13 protein-coding genes and 2 pseudogenes are annotated in these 17,181 nt (G+C 51.0%); 14 read left to right on the top strand and 1 reads right to left on the bottom strand.

The annotated features are described in order from the left end of the window. The first annotated feature begins 73 nt into the window (after positions 1-73). From DVK05_RS00155 to DVK05_RS00095, 11 genes and pseudogenes are all read left to right on the top strand, one after another. Positions 74-982 carry an NAD-dependent epimerase/dehydratase family protein gene (locus DVK05_RS00155; protein ID WP_121561447.1) on the top strand — a complete coding sequence of 303 codons (909 nt, stop codon included), beginning with the start codon at positions 74-76 and terminating at the stop codon, positions 980-982. A gap of 59 nt (positions 983-1,041) precedes the next feature. Next, positions 1,042-1,254 (top strand): annotated as a pseudogene (locus tag DVK05_RS00150) (sugar nucleotidyltransferase); the annotation flags it as partial. A gap of 817 nt (positions 1,255-2,071) precedes the next feature. Then, positions 2,072-3,283, top strand: a complete 1,212-nt coding sequence (locus DVK05_RS00140) for an orc1/cdc6 family replication initiation protein (RefSeq protein WP_121561445.1) — start codon at positions 2,072-2,074, stop codon at positions 3,281-3,283. Positions 3,284-4,782: 1,499 nt separating this feature from the next. Then, entirely contained in the window at positions 4,783-6,345 is a 1,563-nt protein-coding gene (locus DVK05_RS00130) for an alkaline phosphatase family protein (protein WP_121561443.1), read from the top strand. A gap of 121 nt (positions 6,346-6,466) precedes the next feature. Then, on the top strand, positions 6,467-7,282 hold the full coding sequence (locus DVK05_RS00125; protein WP_233559338.1) for a glycosyltransferase: 816 nt from the start codon (positions 6,467-6,469) through the stop codon (positions 7,280-7,282). A 145-nt stretch (positions 7,283-7,427) separates the two neighbouring features. After that, complete coding sequence (locus DVK05_RS00120; RefSeq protein ID WP_121561441.1) at positions 7,428-8,648, top strand: glycosyltransferase family 4 protein; 1,221 nt, start codon at positions 7,428-7,430, stop codon at positions 8,646-8,648. Between the two features lie 54 nt (positions 8,649-8,702). Next, positions 8,703-9,791 (top strand): glycosyltransferase family 4 protein, encoded by a 1,089-nt coding sequence (locus DVK05_RS00115; protein ID WP_121561440.1) that lies wholly within the window; start codon positions 8,703-8,705, stop codon positions 9,789-9,791. 190 nt (positions 9,792-9,981) lie between these two features. Beyond that, a complete protein-coding gene (locus tag DVK05_RS00110) occupies positions 9,982-11,067 on the top strand; it encodes an O-antigen ligase (protein WP_158598841.1) in 1,086 nt (361 codons plus the stop codon). 72 nt (positions 11,068-11,139) lie between these two features. After that, a complete protein-coding gene (locus tag DVK05_RS00105) occupies positions 11,140-12,072 on the top strand; it encodes a polysaccharide deacetylase family protein (protein ID WP_121561438.1) in 933 nt (310 codons plus the stop codon). After that, positions 12,069-13,601, top strand: a complete 1,533-nt coding sequence (locus DVK05_RS00100) for a flippase (protein ID WP_121561437.1) — start codon at positions 12,069-12,071, stop codon at positions 13,599-13,601. The genes DVK05_RS00105 and DVK05_RS00100 overlap by 4 nt, the downstream gene beginning before the upstream one ends. A 36-nt stretch (positions 13,602-13,637) precedes the next feature. Continuing rightward, positions 13,638-13,967 (top strand): annotated as a pseudogene (locus DVK05_RS00095) (GDP-mannose 4,6-dehydratase); the annotation flags it as partial. Positions 13,968-14,816: 849 nt separating this feature from the next. Here DVK05_RS00095 and DVK05_RS00080 read toward each other — a convergent pair. Then, positions 14,817-15,134, bottom strand: coding sequence for a MarR family transcriptional regulator (locus DVK05_RS00080; RefSeq protein WP_121562419.1), 318 nt, complete (start codon positions 15,132-15,134; stop codon positions 14,817-14,819). Positions 15,135-15,540: 406 nt separating this feature from the next. Between DVK05_RS00080 and DVK05_RS00075 the strand changes: the two genes are divergently transcribed. The 3 genes from DVK05_RS00075 (at position 15,541) to DVK05_RS00065 (ending at position 17,168) form a co-directional block, all read left to right on the top strand. Continuing rightward, on the top strand, positions 15,541-15,861 hold the full coding sequence (locus DVK05_RS00075) for a PadR family transcriptional regulator (RefSeq protein ID WP_121561436.1): 321 nt from the start codon (positions 15,541-15,543) through the stop codon (positions 15,859-15,861). Then, positions 15,858-16,334 carry a hypothetical protein gene (locus DVK05_RS00070; protein WP_121561435.1) on the top strand — a complete coding sequence of 159 codons (477 nt, stop codon included), beginning with the start codon at positions 15,858-15,860 and terminating at the stop codon, positions 16,332-16,334. The genes DVK05_RS00075 and DVK05_RS00070 overlap by 4 nt, the downstream gene beginning before the upstream one ends. A 195-nt stretch (positions 16,335-16,529) precedes the next feature. Further along, on the top strand, positions 16,530-17,168 hold the full coding sequence (locus tag DVK05_RS00065; RefSeq protein WP_121561434.1) for an IS6 family transposase: 639 nt from the start codon (positions 16,530-16,532) through the stop codon (positions 17,166-17,168). The last annotated feature ends 13 nt before the right edge of the window (positions 17,169-17,181 follow it).

The raw sequence follows: 17,181 nt of genomic DNA, 5'->3' as shown, positions 1-17,181 counted from the left end.
GCTTGTAACGACCAATCACTGGCAGAGAAATCAAAAACCGACAGCACTTACGGTTGAGCTATAGAGACCTCTTATGAACACACCGACAGGTCAGTCGATACTCGTGACCGGTGGTGCCGGCTTTATCGGAAGTCACCTCGTCGAGACGCTGGTTACTGACAACGACGTCACCGTTCTCGATAATCTTTCGAGCGGCCGTCGCGAGTGGGTTGCTGACCAAGCGACTCTCATTGAAGCCGACATCCGAGATTCAGAGGCAGCGGAAGAAGCAGCCGCGGGAGCAGACCTCATTTTTCACGAAGCAGCAAACGTGAGCGTTGAACAATCCGTCGAGGAGCCGGTGGACAGCCACGAAGTAAACGTGGATGCGACGCTCCAGTTGCTTGAATGCGCTCGGGAGGAAGATGCCCGATTTATTTACGCGTCAAGCGCGGCAGTATACGGAACTCCAGACTCGGTGCCAATTCGAGAAACGGACCCGAAGGCACCAGCGTCTCCGTATGGATTAGAAAAGCTCACGGCTGAGGAGTATTGTCGGCTCTACAACGAGCTGTACGACGTAAAGACGATTATGCTTCGGTATTTTAATGTGTACGGACCGCGCCAGCGCGGTGGGCAGTACAGTGGTGTTATCGATGTCTTCCTCGGGCAAGCGCGTCGTGGAGAAGACATCACCGTTCACGGGGACGGCAAACAGACGCGTGACTTTGTCCACGTCGACGATGTCGTTGCCGCAAACTGCCTTGCCGCGGTGAACGGAACACCTGGAGAAGCGTACAATATCGGTACCGGGGAAAGTATTTCAATCAAATCTCTCGCACAGCTGATCGTTGACACAGTTGAGTCAGATTCGCGTATCACCCACGTCGCAGCTCGTGACGGAGATATCGAGCGAAGTCGCCCATCAATACAGAAAGCTCGTGCTGAGTTGGGGTTCGAGCCCAGCCGATCGCTTGGGTCTGAGATTGAATCCCTCTGTTGAGGAATCGCTGCCCAGAAGAGAGGCAAGGCGGCCAGCGAGGTTGACCCAGCAGTAAGGTCTACGTGTTGCCTGAAGACGTCTTTCACGCATGTGCGCTGCTCCGGCCGTCAGCCGAGGGCGAGTACCAGCTGAGCGAGGCCGTGGGGTTGCTGGTGCGGGCGGGGTACGAGGTCGAGACCGTGCGGCTGGGTGAGCGCGTGAACGTGAACACGCCGGAGGACGTAGAGCAGGCGAGCGAGTTGGTGCGTGAGGAGAGCGGGACGGGTTCCTGATACTCCACCATGTCGAGTGCTTTTTTCACTAGGCAGTAGTCGACCCCTACACCCCACCGTGTCGAGTGTTCTTGGAGACGACCAACCACAGGTCTCTCATCACACCCCACTGCGTCAACTGTTCGAGACGGGTGGCGCTCGCGTTCGAGCAGGAGGTCTCGACGCGTATCTGTGAGCGTAGTCGCCGCATCGGGGTATGCCGGAAGCTTCCGAGTTTCACGGTGTGTGAGTCCGCCGCGCGCTCGTACCGCGTCTTGATCGTCTTCGAACGGACCGGCGTCGCGCCTCGTTCTTCGAGGTACGCGAACGTTCCGAGCAGCAGTTGGGCGTGCTGGGTCTGGTCGCAGATCCGATTGCGTAACCGACCGTGCTAGACGAGGTCCTGGGCCTCGACGATGTTCGAGTCGTCAACGCCGTCGTCGCTGCGCTCCTTCACCACCTCGCCGCCGACTCTGAATATGAAGCAAGCAGCGAGTCGGTGGGCCGAGCGCTCGACATCCCACCGTGTCGAGTGCTTTCCTCGTTGGAGTAGCCAGTCAGATCCCCCACCCCACCGTGTCGAGTGTTCTCGATGAGAATTGAGGGTATGTCTCAGAATACACCCCACTGCGTCGAGTGTTCGAGACGGGTAACTGAGTATCTCTGTGTCCCACCCCACCGTGTCGAGTGTTCCGTTCGGTTGTTATCGATGAGGACTGACCGAGTGACACTCCACTACGTCAGGTGCAAACCGATAGACTTGGATTATCTGTACGTACACACGACACACTTGACACGGTGGATTTATCCGTACAGACGGAATCAAACGTGACAGGGGATGGCGACGTTCACACGGGACACAGAGATCTTCCGCAACGAGGACATGCTCCGCGAGGATTATCAGCCGGATTCGATTACCGCTCGCGAGGACGAGATTTCGACGTACACGGCCGCGCTTCAGCCGATCGTTAACGGCGCACAACCCCGGAATATCTTCCTGTACGGTAAAACGGGCGTCGGGAAGACCGCGGTGTCCCGCTATCTGCTGAAACAGCTACAACGAGATACAGAGCAGTACGACGACGTCGAACTCTCGGTCTGCTGGCTCAACTGTACGAACCTCTCGTCGTCCTACCAAGTCGCAGTTAATCTCGTGAACCAACTGCGACCCGCAGACGACCGGATCAGTACGACCGGGTATCCCCAACAGCGTGTGTTTGATATCCTGTATGAGGAACTCGATCAGATTGGCGGGACAGTCCTCCTCGTCCTCGACGAAATTGATCACATCGGCAGCGACGACGAAATCCTGTATGAGATCCCGCGAGCCCGCTCAAATGGCTACCTCTCAAAAGCGAAACCCGGCGTGATCGGCATCAGCAACGATTTCGGCTTCCGAGACGACCTCTCTCCGAAGGTGAAAGACACCCTCTGCGAGGAGGAGATTCACTTCTCGCCGTACAACGCCCCGGAGCTGCGCGCCATCCTCGAAGAGCGAGTGGCCGGGGCGATGTACGACGACGCGGTGGACGACGCCGTGGTCGCGTTGTGTGCGGCTATCGCGGCGCAGGACACGGGAAGTGCCCGACAGGCGTTAGATATCTTGTATAAATCCGGTGAGATTGCGCGGACGAACAGCGAGGAGCGACTAACAGAGGAGCATGTCCATCAGGCTCGCGAGAAACTCGAGCAGAGTCAGGTCGAACACGGGATGCGCGAGCTGACGAAGCACGGGCATCTCGCGCTCGTAGCCATGTTACAGCTCGCATTCGAGCAGGAGACCCCGGCGCGGATCCGCGACGTGTACCCGCTGTATCGACGTATCGCGGAGAGCTCCAACGTCGACCCGCTCGTCCGTCGGCGAATGCACGACCATCTCGCGGATCTGGCGATGCTCGGCATCCTCGATCGCCAGATGAAAAACGAGGGGCGGGCGGGCGGACACTACTACCAGTACGAGTTCGACGTCGATCTCGATATTGTCGGCGATGTTGTTCGGGATTTTGATTCTATTGCGCTCCCGAAGGGCGTGACAACGCGGATCGGATGAGTTCGATCGGTTTCGTTCGGGTGGCCCTGGCTAGCGTCGTACGAACATTGGATGTGGGGGGTCTCAGCGGTCCCGTTCCGTCCCGGGAAGAACACTTGACATGGTGGGGTGGGGGTGGCGATGAACGCGGGGGGTGCGGTAAATACTTCAGCTCATGAAATGCCACCGACCCTGTACCGAGTGAGGTACACAACAGACGAATTCTATCTCTTCTAGACTGGGTTTGGACGGAATATAAATACTACACAGCCTAACATTACACAGCAGGCACCGAGTGAAATTGGCAACCGTTGTTCTGCTGGCAGAATAAATAAGCCGAGTAATTTGGGCCTTGGTGGTGAGACGATGGACGTTTGCGGTCTGTTCACTTTGGTTGGAACTCACTCGTTATCAGGTGTGTCTGTAAGCCCTAGAGTCTGGTCGGGGTGTCGTCCTAACTGAACTGGATGCGTTGGCTGCGTTGTACCGTTTCGGCAGGTGTCACTCGGTTCGACGTGTGTGACGATAGTTTGACCAGGGGTTCATCACTCAATTTCACTCGGTGTACGGTGTGTCTCTCGTACTGCCCGCCCGGAAAGACCGATGTTGCCAGTACGAGTTCAACGTCGGTGTCGTCGGCGATGTCGTTCGGGGATTTCGATTCTATTACGCTCCCGACAGGCGTGGCGACGCGGATGACGTGAGGCGGTGAGGTCGGTCAGCGTTGTTCGGATGGTCCCAAGTGGTTCTGCTCGAACACTCGACACAGTGGGGTCTCAAGGGAAAGTGTCCCACCCTGTCTCGAAAAGAACACTCGACACGGTGGGGTAGGGGTGGTGATGATCCCGAGGCGGCCGCAATCGGTCTTTAGTCGTGTACCCGCCGAACCTGCCTCTCGCCTGCGCAACCTCGTGTCTGCCTTCCCGGAGCAGTCGATCGAAGACGCAACCCGTGTCCGTCAAGCAGAATGTGAGGTCGAACTCATCGAGGACGTTCCGAACACGTCACCACGCCGGTATCGGGTCGCGGACAGCGATGTCGTCCGTGAGTGCTTCGAGTTGAATAGCGCGCTCAACAGCGTCGGCGGGTAGTCACTGCCCACGAGGCGTTTTGGGTACTCCCGCCAGTGTTTGGAACTGTGGTTCGCAGTCTCGTCGACGGGCGGCTTTTTGTGCGCGCCAGTCGATTCCTGGGGCGGAGACTCAGGACAACCCAGTTATGGATCGAGACATGACTCCGCTTGATCCCAAATAATTCAAAATGATTACTTACCTCACGTAGTAACGTACCAGCCAAGTGACAGCGGATCCCTACTTCAATCGCTCAGCGGTGCGTTCGATCTCGCTCCACAAACGAGGTCGATCCACGTGGTACGTTCGCTGAGGCGATCGAATCAGAACTCGTCCGGCTCATCTTCTAACTTAACGCGACCCCTGTGTTACAGCACAGTACAAAAATACTAAATATCGTGTCTAGCACTATTCGTACGAGTAGCTACCAAACCTACTCCTATAACATCGATGACTACAGTAGTACTTGGACTTGACGGGGCGGCATTTGAGCTGATAGAAGACTGGATCGATTCTGGAGTTCTCCCTAATCTCGCAAAGCTCACTTCAGAAGGGGCAGCGATGGATATGAGGAGTTGTCTACCGCCAGTAACCTCCCCGAACTGGCGGTGTTACGCGAGCGGAGTCAATCCTGGAAAACTCGGGGTCTTCTGGTGGGAGCGGGTCAATAGAGAGACTCACACAGTTGAACCGATCAGTTCCTCCGAACAGTTCGACGGCGGTGAGTACTGGGATCTTCTTGATGGGAACGTGTCCGTGATCAATTTACCGACTGGATCGCCGCCATCTAAGGTGAACGGGAAGTTCATTGCTGGAGGACCGGACTGCGAACAAACCGAGTACACTCATCCCCATGGGTTGGAGGATCAACTTCGAGACGAATACGACTATCAGGTCCATCCGGACCACCTTTCCCAACTGTCGAAAGATAATCAAGAGAACGATTGCGTCGACGAGATACATCGCCTAATCGAACAGCGCTTCCAAGTGCTTGAAGACCAGCTCGAATCGGGCGAGTACACGCTGATCCACGCGACAATTTTCTACATTAACGTCCTCCATCACTTCTATTGGGACCGCGATGTCGTCCGCACCGGATGGGAGATCATCGACGAACACATCGGAACGCTGCTTGAGAGTGACGAACTGGATCACCTGTTTGTAATGTCGGACCACGGATCGAATCGGATCGAGGTGGAGTTCAATATCAACACGTGGCTTGAAGAGGAAGGCTACCTCGTCCGGCAGACTGGTGCGAACGATTTGATGAAGCGGATTGGAATAACACGAGAACGTGTCTTACCAGTTCTCAATCAACTGGGATTCAGGTCGCTAGCACGACAGATCGTTCCGGATCGCGTGAAAAGCCGAGTTCCAGACTCAGAAGGACGGGTCAAAAAACAGGCAAAGAGTGAACTGATCGACTGGGAAGAATCAACGGCGGTGGCGAGTGGACAGGGACCGATATACGTTCTCACCGATTCGACATCAGAACGACGAGCGATCAGAGAGGAATTACTGGAGGAACTTGACGGACTTCGGGATCGGACTGGTACGCTTGTGGTGGAGGCAGCAAAAGCGGCGGATATCGTCTATGAGGGACCGTACGTTGATGACGGTCCGGACATTTTACTGGACCAAGCCCCGAATATCCATATCAGTGGTGCATTGGGAAGCGACCGAGTCTTCGTGGATCCGGATACTTGGGCCGGGGAAAACAAAGACACGGGCTTGTTTATTGCGTACGGACCTGCGGTCGATCCAGAAGCGACGGTCGAGGAAATGAATATTACAGACATCGCACCGACTCTCCTCACGCTTCATCAGGAACCGATTCCCAAAGAAATGGACGGAACTGTGCGGACGGGACTCTTTGCCGAGGGAACAGAGATGAGTAAAAGGATACCGCAAGATGACGATATTAGATGGATTAAACAGAAGACAACAGAAGATGACCAGACTGGAGATTCCGTCAATTCGAGATTAGCCGATCTAGGATACATTGATGAGTGAATGTTGAAACCCAAGCAGAACAACCCTCAAACAATATCCGTCTATATTTATCAGTAATGAATAGGTCAGTGATGAATTTTTCCCGGTCAATACCCATTGGACAGAGTCTAGAGTATCTCACATGAATGCCACTGTATCTGTAGTAATGACAACATATGAAGGAGATGATCCTCAAGAGCTACATGATTGTCTTATTAGCATAAATAATCAAATCAGAAACCCTGACGAATTAATTATCGTGCGCGATGAAAAACTTCCACCTGAATTAGTTACTGTAATCAAAGAATTTGAAAAGAAATCAGAATTTTCGGTACGCGATGTTTCTGTTGAAGAGCGCGGCCGAGGTCATGCCCGAGGTATAGGAGTTAAGAAAGCAGAATCAGAGTTTGTCGCAATTATCGATGCTGATGACATAGCGTGTCCGAATCGGTTGAAAAGGCAGTTAGAATATTTTGAATCGAATCCGTCAACTGATGCCGTCGGTGGATATATTGGGGAGTTTGTAGCGACTCCCGACGAAATTCAATCGATTCGGAGGGTTCCAATAGAATCGGGCAAAATACACAGGACAGCATACTATCGCAGCCCGATGAATCACCCTACTGTGACATTCCGTCGTAGTGCCGTGCTTGATGTAGGAAACTATCGTGAAATGGAATACGGAGAAGATTACGAACTTTGGTGCCGTCTTTTACAGAATGGCAAGAAACTTGCCAACCTTCCAGAGATCCTTGTCAAGGCTCGGGCTACTGAATTGACAACCCGGCGTCAAGGGGTACATATCGCCCGTCGCGAGATTAAGTTAATTCGGTCGATTGTCGATACTGGATTTTATGGTTGGATACTTGGAGGTATAAATCTCGCTGTTAGAGTACCTGCCCGGCTTCTTCCTAAAAGGTTGTTGGGTCTAATCTACAAGACCTTTTTCCGATCATAGATAGATTTTATATACATGTCAAATACACGCATTCATATAGATTGGTATAAGTGTATGTTGACTATTTCTATAGCACATCCGATCCTAGCTATCGCTTTCCAAATGTATTATACCTACATAATTGTAATGTGAAGTGAAGCATAAAATGTCCAAGAAATTGAGTATATTGGTTGTTTCGGACGCATACTGGCCAGAACAAACGGGAGGTATTACTAAGTCACTGTTGACGGAAATTGAAGGATTAGTGCAAAATGGTCATAAAGTCGTCGTTGTTACTCGGACTCTCAGTACCAATTCAGCCCGGCGCGAATCCCGCGGTGAGTATCTGATCTATAGATATCGAAGTCCAAATGAGGATTCTCCGTTATATCACGCATATCCACTAGCCAGCATCGGGCTACTGCCTCGATTGGTTGATAAGCTTGATGAACAGCAAAACTTTGATATTGCATATGTCCACAACATCTTCCAGTCAGTCGGTGTGGAGCGGGCCTCTGCCAGCATTCCACAGGTATATAACTACCACGCTCCAATTTCAAGAGAAATAAATATTCACCTAGAAAGAGGAAAGTATGGATGGAAAGCACCAATAATCAGAATAGCGAATAATGGCTTTGAGTGGCTTGAAAGGCGAGTAGTAAGTACCGCCGATATGTTGCTTGCTCGGAGCCGATTTATGTCTCAGGAACTCAGCCGGGTTCATGATAGTGACCGTAACCCAAACATCGTACCGTTGGCGGTGGATACAGACCGTTTTGCGTTTGAAGATGATCCCACAAAGGCTCAAACTGAGCTTGGACTTCCAACGGACCGGCCAATCTTCCTTACAGTTCGGCGGCTCGTTGCTCGTGTTGGGTTAGAAATGCTCGTCGATGCGATGAAAATTATATCGGAACAATATTCGGATGCGCTTTTATTGATCGGTGGTGAAGGATATCTCCGCTCCTCTCTTGAACAGCGCGTTCGTGATCATGGTATTGAAGATCAGGTTGAGATGCTCGGATTTATTCCAGAAGAGGATTTACCAACATACTATGCTGCTGCAGATTTCTCCGTGATGCCAACCAAAGAGCTAGAGGGCTTTGGACTCTCCACAATTGAGTCTCTTAGCTGTGGTACACCAGTAATTGGCACTCCAGTCGGCGCAAATCCGGAGGTTATTGGCCCATTAAATGAACAACTGCTATGCGCAAATGCCTCATCTGATGCGATAGCCGAACAGATGGGAATGTGGGCCAAACGAGGGGGTTCGTCGGAACTTCGAACAGAGTGTCGGAACTACTGTGAAGAGAACTTTTCTTCTGAGAAGGTTGTGGAGTCACTCACACAATTATTTCGGGATACAATCTCAGATGCCACTACTTAAAATCGTCTCCAACTCAAACAAAAGGCTCATCAGCACCTGCGATACCAAATTGGTATGACAAAAGTACTTTTATTCACGCCAAAATATCCTCCATCTCGAGGTGGAGCGGCGACGTTTTACTCAAATATAACAGAAGAACAGTACGATAATACAACATTTATTGTGGTCACTAGTTTACACAATAGTCGGGGATTAATAGAACAAAAGAATGGAATCACAGTATATAGCTTGCTCCCACGAATCGAGCGGCTACACCGCTATATTAGAGTTCCACTGGAAATTCTTGTCCTCATTCTTGTATCTTCCTACCTTATTTTATCGAAAAAAATAGATTTGATTCATTCCCACAGCTCCTCATTCTCTGTGGTTGGGTTGTCAATCGTGTCTGTACTATTCCGAACTCCTATCGTCAACGATTGTCGCGATGAGACCTTCCGTCCATGGATAGTCAAGTTGGGACTTACTCCTCTCTGGTTCAGTTGTGCTTCAAATATTGACGATATCTTGATCCAAAATGGTGTGCCCAAAGATAATATAAAACGACTACCGGTTGTTAATCCCGACTATGTCAAAGAGTACCGATCAACTAATACCCCGGACGAACTAACTGATCTGATATACATTGGGACTCTTCGGAAGCCGAAAGGAATATTTCTTTTAGCGGACGCAATTAAAATTCTCCACCAGCAAGGTATGGATATCGATCTTACCGTTGTCGGTGATGGTCCAGATAGGTCAAAGTTTGAAAACAAATGCCAAAACAATGGTATTGAGGATTGCGTTACCCTCACGGGCTCGCTCAATCACAACGATACATTGCGTCGCCTCACTGAATCTGATGCTCTTGTTCTCCCTTCAGAATCAGAGGGGGTTCCTCGAGTCGTACTTGAAGCACAGGACGTTGGCACGCCAGCAGTGGCCACCGCTGTTGGCGGCATTCCGGATGTAATTGATCATGAGAAGACTGGAATGCTGACCGAACAGACACCAGAGTCAATTGCGGAGAACGTGCTTCGGTTGATTCATGATGATGAACTGTACCGAATGATTGTTGAAAGTGGTGTTGAGAGTGCTGACGAGCGGAGCTGGGAACGTGTTGGGGGGCAGCTTCGTGAGGGTTACGACAGAGCGAACAAAAAGTGAAAGTCAGACGTTTTGGACTGTATAAAAAAACTGATTACCGTGTCCACGCTATCGGGTATATGTGTCGTGTATGAGTCGGAAGCGCCTGACATGGCTATTTGGGATTTTAGTGGTTATGCCACCTACTACCCGGTACATCCCATTTGGAATTGACATAGGGGGAGTAGGATTTAACTTACCTCGAATTTCTATGCTGACTTGTGGAATTTTAGCAATCTTCACACTCCTGTATCGTCCGCAACTCCGCCTCTCATATTCTGAAATTGGAATACTTTCATTATTGCTTTTATTGATATTTAGCGTCGCATGGTCGATCGCACCACAAGAATCGGTGCGAAGAGCAACCGACCTCCTATTCTATATGATGTACTTTTTTGCTATCGTTGTTTATTTTAACCGAAAAGATTCATTAAATATATTTGTAAATGTTCTGGTGATTCCGGCTACTACTGTAATAGCATACTCGATTCTAAATCTCATTTATTCTTCGCCTGGTTGGCGGCTTGCTGGATTGATTAGTCGCAATGGGGTTGCGCGAGACATGGTTGCGATGCTTCCGATACTAGCTTTTAGTATCTATGATCAGAATAGGATTCAGGCAGGCGTACGGCTGATCTTGGTCGGGTTAATGATACTTTTCATACCCCTGTCTGGATCCAGAAGCGGTCTTGTGGCACTCACTTTTACACTCGTACTTGTCATATTGGTATGGGGCAATCGTGTAAAGGGGCTATCGTTGACATCTCTCACAGCAGTAAGCGTAGTGAGCTTAGCCGCGATGGCTGCCGGCATTATCATTTCATCTACCGTTGGCATTCTTCCTGAACGGATTTTGCGTATTCCAGTGATCAACGGCGAGATATCACCAGAGGTCCTCGGAGAAGGCCGATATCAAGTTCGTCTCGCAGAACTAGGGACCATTCAATCATACCCGCTCACAGGAATTGGGTACGGCGCGTTCTTTCAATACTCCGCGGAACGGTTTGGAATCGGCAACTACCGGGCACATAGTCTTGTCACTAGGGTTTGGATGGGGGCTGGACTTCCAGGTGTTCTGTTACTGCTGTCAACTGGAGGAATGGTACTGCGAAACTACATCCGACGAATTATTCTGGACAGGTCAGATGAGACTCTGTGCTTGTCGGGTTGTTTGATCGGCTTACTCGCAACAACACTGACTGGTATGTTTAATATTGTCATCATCCAACCACTATTCTATATTCTCGTTGGTGTAGGAAGCAGTGCGGTTCTAATGAGTGGAGAAAGAAATCATTAACATATTGATGAATGATTCCAACCACATATCAGAAACGACATTACACACAATGATATTCACATAACTATTCATATGCCAGGATCAGCTATCTTCAGCGTAGAGGTGGAACTCGGGTGGGGATACCACGATTTACAACGACCCAACAAATATACCACGCTCTCTGAATCCCGAGACGCAGAGACAGAAGCTCTTGAGCGCTTGCTCACTCTCTGCGACCAGTTTGAGATACCAATCACCTTCGATGTCGTTGGACATCTACTGTTGAGCGATTGCTCTGGCACCCATCGCGGTAAGTACCCTACGGATTGGTTTGGCGCCGACCCTGGCACAGACGTGGAATCTGATCCATTGTTCTACGCTCCCGATCTGATTGAGATGATCGAAGCGGCTGAGATGGATCATGAAATTTGTACGCACACGTTTTCTCACGCACTCGGCGAAGAATTCACTTCAACCCAGTTGGATTCAGATCTGAAGAGGGCACAGGATCTCCATCGAGAAAGGTTCGGTCAACCGGCGGAGTCAATTGTTCCACCACGTCACCAGCAAATGGACTCTGAGATTCTCAAACAAAATGAGATCAGAGTGATTCGGCAGACAATTGGAAAGATGCCGGAGACCAAACCGGCGTTGTTGAAGTGGTACTTCAGCAGGAACCACCCGGTGATGGAACCTGTCAGGGACGGTGGGTTAGTTACCACTTACACATCGGTCACGCAATCGATGACTGCTCCATACATTTCTCACGGGCAGGGAACAGTTCACCCGGTCTTGCGTTCAATTCCGCTTCGTGTACGGAAGTATATTCATCGTAAATATATTGATGATGCACTCAACCGTGCCGTCACAGAAAAAAAACACGCTCACTTCTGGACACACCTCCACGACATGGCTAACGAGGCACAGCTCGACATCGTTGATCAACTTATTACTGTAGCCTCCCACTGGCGTGATAACGAAGGACTACAAATAAATAGGATGTGTGATCTCAAAACACATATATGACTTCTCTTGATGATGCTCTAAGCAGTCTAGCAAAAAGTGCCGCAATCGTTTTTGTTGGTTCTGTGGTCGGAAAAGTACTCAGCCTCATAGGCCAAGTTCTCATCGTCCGGTCCTTAACCCCAGCATCGTTTGGACACGTGGCACTTGCCTATACTGTAGTTTCAACCGCTGCGGGTCTGGCACTGTTGGGTAGCGATAAAGGGGTTGCTCGATTGATGTCTGCTAAGCAGGCAGTCAATTCTCGCCGTCATGTACTTCGAGCAGGGTATACATTCGCACTTATCGCTAGTTTCGGGGTAGCAATTACGATATTTATTATTCGATTTCGGCTGGCAACATATTTTAATGACGATCACCTCCCGACGCTACTGGTGGCCTTTCTTCCTTTTTTTATTGCGTCTAATATTTCACGAGTGTCGTTCAGTGCGCTCCGAGCATATAAGCGATCGCTAGAAGCGACTGTCGCTCGCGACCTTGGACCGCGTATAGGTGCCCTCTTGCTGTTCGGCCTCTTCGTTCTCTCTGGCGAAGCGTTCCTCGGTGCTGTCGCCTACTGGGTTACGATGCCTATAATCATGGTTTTACTCACTGGCTACTATCTTCATAGAATGATTTCACTAAGACAAGTCATCAATCACCTCCCTGATCAAAAGACAATAAGCGAACTTTGGTCATTTTCGTGGCCACTCGCGGTTGGATCATCTTTTTTAATCTTACTGTCGAATGTCGATATTCTTATGATCGGCTATTTCATGCAACCACAATCGGTCGGTCTTTATCGAGCGATCCAGCCTCTTCGGCAAATTACTACATTCGTCGTCCTCGGATTTGCGTTTCTCTTTCTTCCGATTGCAACCGAATATTACGAAGATAATAATCTTGATGCCCTAGATCGAATCTACACAGTCTCCACAAAATGGATTGTTACCGCTACATTCCCACCGGTCCTATTGTTCACACTGTTTGCATCCGATGTTGTTCGTACATTCTTTGGTGGTGAATATGTACCCGCTGCGCCTGCATTGGCCGTCCTAACAGCAGGCCTGTTCTTACGAGCAATTGTTGGTCTTAACGGCGACATGACGAAGGCAATCAACCGAACTCGAATAGAACTTTATTCTGTTGTCCCAGCAGTGCTCATCAACATCGGGCTGAATTATGTTCTTATCCCGAAGTATGGAATTATAGGTGCAGCCATTGGGACTGTTGTTGGATACGGAGTATATAATCTACTTGAGCTCACTGCTATATACTGGGCTGTCAAGATTCACCCGTTTTCCATAAATAATGTTAAGCCGCTTGTTCCAACACTTCTATTTACTCTTTGTTTGAGGAGATTGATCGGAGATAACGACCTCTCGCTTCTATTATTAATTATGTCTGGAACACTGATATCAGTCGCCCACCTCTTCTCAGTATTCCTAACCAGAAGTCTTGGCCGCGCAGATATACTTCTGCTTGAACGATTCGAAGAACGTACTGGGCTAGAACTAAAATATGTGAAAAATATTATCGAAAACTATTATTAAACCTATAAATCAGTCATAGACCAAATCCGCTTCCCACTCCGTCTACAGGGCTTCGCCAGCAACGAGGAACACAAAGGCGAGTACGCAAATACAGTCGCCCAATTTGCGGACGCCATCACGAACGGCAAGGCGCCCGAACTGTTCGGCGACGGCAGCCAAACCCGCGACTTCACGCACGTCGCAGATGTCGCCTGCGCCTGCGAGCTCCCCGTCGGCAGGAAGCTGACCGGCGTCTACAACGTCGGCACCCAGGAGGCGTACTCGTTCAACGAGATGCTCGCGATGACTAACGACGCGCTCGACACCGATATCGACCCCGTCTACATTGAGTGCCCCTTCGATGGCTATGTCCACGACACCATGGCGACGCCTCCAGGTTCCGCGAGGCTGACTCTCCTCAGATAAACTAGGCGGGACGCGACACGAGGTATCTCTCGTTCAGAGAACGAGTTCCGTGCTCGTATTTTATTGTCAGCACACATACGCCGTCACTAACAGTGACGAAGCCCCGAATCGCCTCCAGCGACGAGTCGGAGATCCACGATGGGTCTTATATTGAGGGGAGTCAAGTGACGGTTCGATAACTCCATTTGATCATTAAGTAGGCTGAACTTCGGCCCCAACAGGTCGCGGATCGTCACGGAATCAATGTCAGTGAGGTGTACAAAGCACTCGCCTACCACTGCCGAAATCCCGAGGATATGGGAAGTATCGAGGCACGGCACGGTCGCGCTGCCGCGGAGGCGGCACGACGTTCGTCGGCTACCCTGGCGGACTGAGGTACCGTCTCATCGTCGATGAGAACATTGGGTATCGGATCGTCCACAGACGCCGAAACTGCGGTAATAACGCCGAACACGTCAATGACCTCACCGGGCTCGGGAAGGGTTCGTCCAACTGAGTACTCGGCCAGTATTCAAACTCAAAAACCTCCTAATACTCACCTAGACCATAATTTCGTCCTCGAAATGGATACGTCCGAGTATAGAGCGGTTCCACACGTGAGCGACATACTGATTTTATTTGAAACAATCGCCAGTACGATTTACTGATGTCAAGACAGTACCCACAACAGAGGTTGACGGGGTAGTGTACGTTGATGATTAGATCTGATCCACAGAAGTTCGGTCCCCAAGAGCCGAATCAAACAGAGCTCTATTAACCAACAGCTATCCTCATACGGATTCACTTTTGATTAGTTCAGAAAACTACCGTTCAGCTGTCTGTACCAGTATCTTCAGTCAAATCTTTACCTGCGTTCTCATCATCTTCATCAATATACCTCCAATCCTCAGTGTCCAGATGTCCTTTGAGATATGCTTCACCGTCTTCGGTGATCATGTAGACACCATTACCTAAGCTTTCGAGGAGACCCTCCTCATCCAGTTTCTTACACCTTCGATCAACATGCTGTCTAGAGTAAGGTAGAGATGCCTCTGTAGTCATCTTCGTAGGTGTTGTCGGCTTATTCTCATGAAGGAACTCCAAAATCCGATCGTCAAGAGAAGTCATCCACTTGCCTGAGTGCCTCATAGAGCACATATCCAATATCACAGTCTATAGTACGGACGAATAGCACTTATACGCTATACAAAGCACATTTTGGACTACACCGTCAAATATATGTTACCAGAGGCTAACCGTTATTATACGGAACCCGAGTGACGAACCCTCGGCTCGTGAGAAAGTGTAGAAACCCCGGCCGCGGTGCTAGAACACCCGGCCAGGACGGGTTCTGTGTCCACTCACAGAACCATGCTAATGCTGGCAACTGCGGGGCTTAAGCCCTGCGAGACGACTGACGGATCGAATAGTAACAGATCCGGCTGTAGTTTGTGTCCCAACCCGGCCGACGGCTACGGCGCTGCCTTCGACGGCCCACTCTGTAGCACGTGCGCGACGACACACAGCGTCAACGAGGACACCGTGGAGGGCCATGATGTCTAGCCCCAACACCGAGAGCGACGACGTCTCACTTACCGATCTCTCAGCCACCCACCGCGACCTGCTCTGGGTACTCTCGCAGACTGGCCCCAGTGAGAGCCGTCCACTCCACCACGCGCTCACCGACTACTACACCGACGGTATCGACCACGCCCGGGTCTGTGACATCCTCGAGAAACTCGTAGAGTACAACTACGTCACCGTACAAACCCACGACCCGACCGAGTACCGACTGACCGAGTCGGGCCGCCGCGCACTCTCTGCGCGTCAAGCGTGGGAAGCTGGCACCCACACTACGGAGGGAGGCCACGAATGACGCGCCCCGACAATCCACAACCCGCAGACCTCGCCCAACTCACCCGCATCTCACTCAACACCACTAACCCGACCTGCCAGGTCTGTGGCCACCCCCTCCACGAAGGCAACGACATCACCGCCTACGCCTACCGCGCGGCCGGCGAGCCCGCGTACGCGATCGGCTACATCGTGTGCGGGTCAGATGTCCACGAACACCCGACCGTCTTCACCCGTGGTGTTCGCGAATACGTCCTCACGGGCCACATCGGGACGTGTTCGAACACCCGAACGCAATCGACAACGTTCGTCTTCCTCGACCCAACTGTCGTCGTCACGAGTCCCACGACGACCGCCGACCCACACGTCCACCCAGACGCCCCGACACCACGAGACCCAACCGACCCGCCACAGGAAGAACCAACCCCGCTTCTCACGGCGGTTCGAGAACACGCCCGTTCTGATGGTGGCCCTCCACGCGAGGGGTCGGAGTGATGCTGGCCGATCTGATCGACCAGCCCATCACCAGCAGGTGATCGGCTATGCGAACACGCCAGCCTGCGGCCTGCAAGCGAGGAGTCCGGCTCGTTAGCTACACCACGGACATCTCCACGGAGGGGATTACCTGTCCAGGGGTCTCACCCGGCGATGTTAAGTTAAGAACGAGGCGGTCGGTGTTTCGAATGCTCTATGTCCGAATCCAACCGCCTCGACGGCTGTACTGATTGGATCGACTTGGAGTTTGTGGAGCGAGAGCGGACACCCCGCGAGATCATTGAAACCGGTATTCAACTCCATCTTGCTGGATTATCACTTTCGAATACTAAACAGTATCTTGAGAAGTTGGGTGTCAATCGAAGCCGAACAGCAATTCATAATTGGATTCAAAAGGCCGATCTACAGCCAGCCGACAGTGCGAGCCCGAATCGCGTTGCGGTCGATGAGACTGCGATTCAGATCAACTCAGATAGATTCTGGCTGTATGCCGCTGTCGATCCTCGTACCAACGAATTCCTTCATGTTGACGTATTTCCCGTCCAAAACCAACAATTCACCCTGGTGTTTCTCCGCGATCTCAGAGAGAAACACCGCGTTGACGACGCGCTCTTTCTTGTTGATGCTGGCGGACATCTCACAGCTGCGCTCTCACGCACCTCACTCCGATTTCAAATCACTCGTCATGGAAATCGGAATGCTGTCGAACGTGTCTTTAGAGAAGTAAAACGCAGAACCTCTTTGTTTTCAAATACGTTCAGAAACGCGGAGCCGACGGCGGCAGAATCGTGGCTCCAGGCCTTCGCCGTCTGCTGGAACCGATGCTTAAGTTAACACGACCGTCTCA

Origin of the sequence: Halorubrum sp. Atlit-8R (genome assembly GCF_003666025.1) — an archaeon.
Taxonomy (GTDB): domain Archaea; phylum Halobacteriota; class Halobacteria; order Halobacteriales; family Haloferacaceae; genus Halorubrum; species Halorubrum salinarum.
The sequence above is the reverse complement of the archived record's forward strand: the minus strand, read 5'-3'. Positions and strand labels throughout refer to the sequence as shown.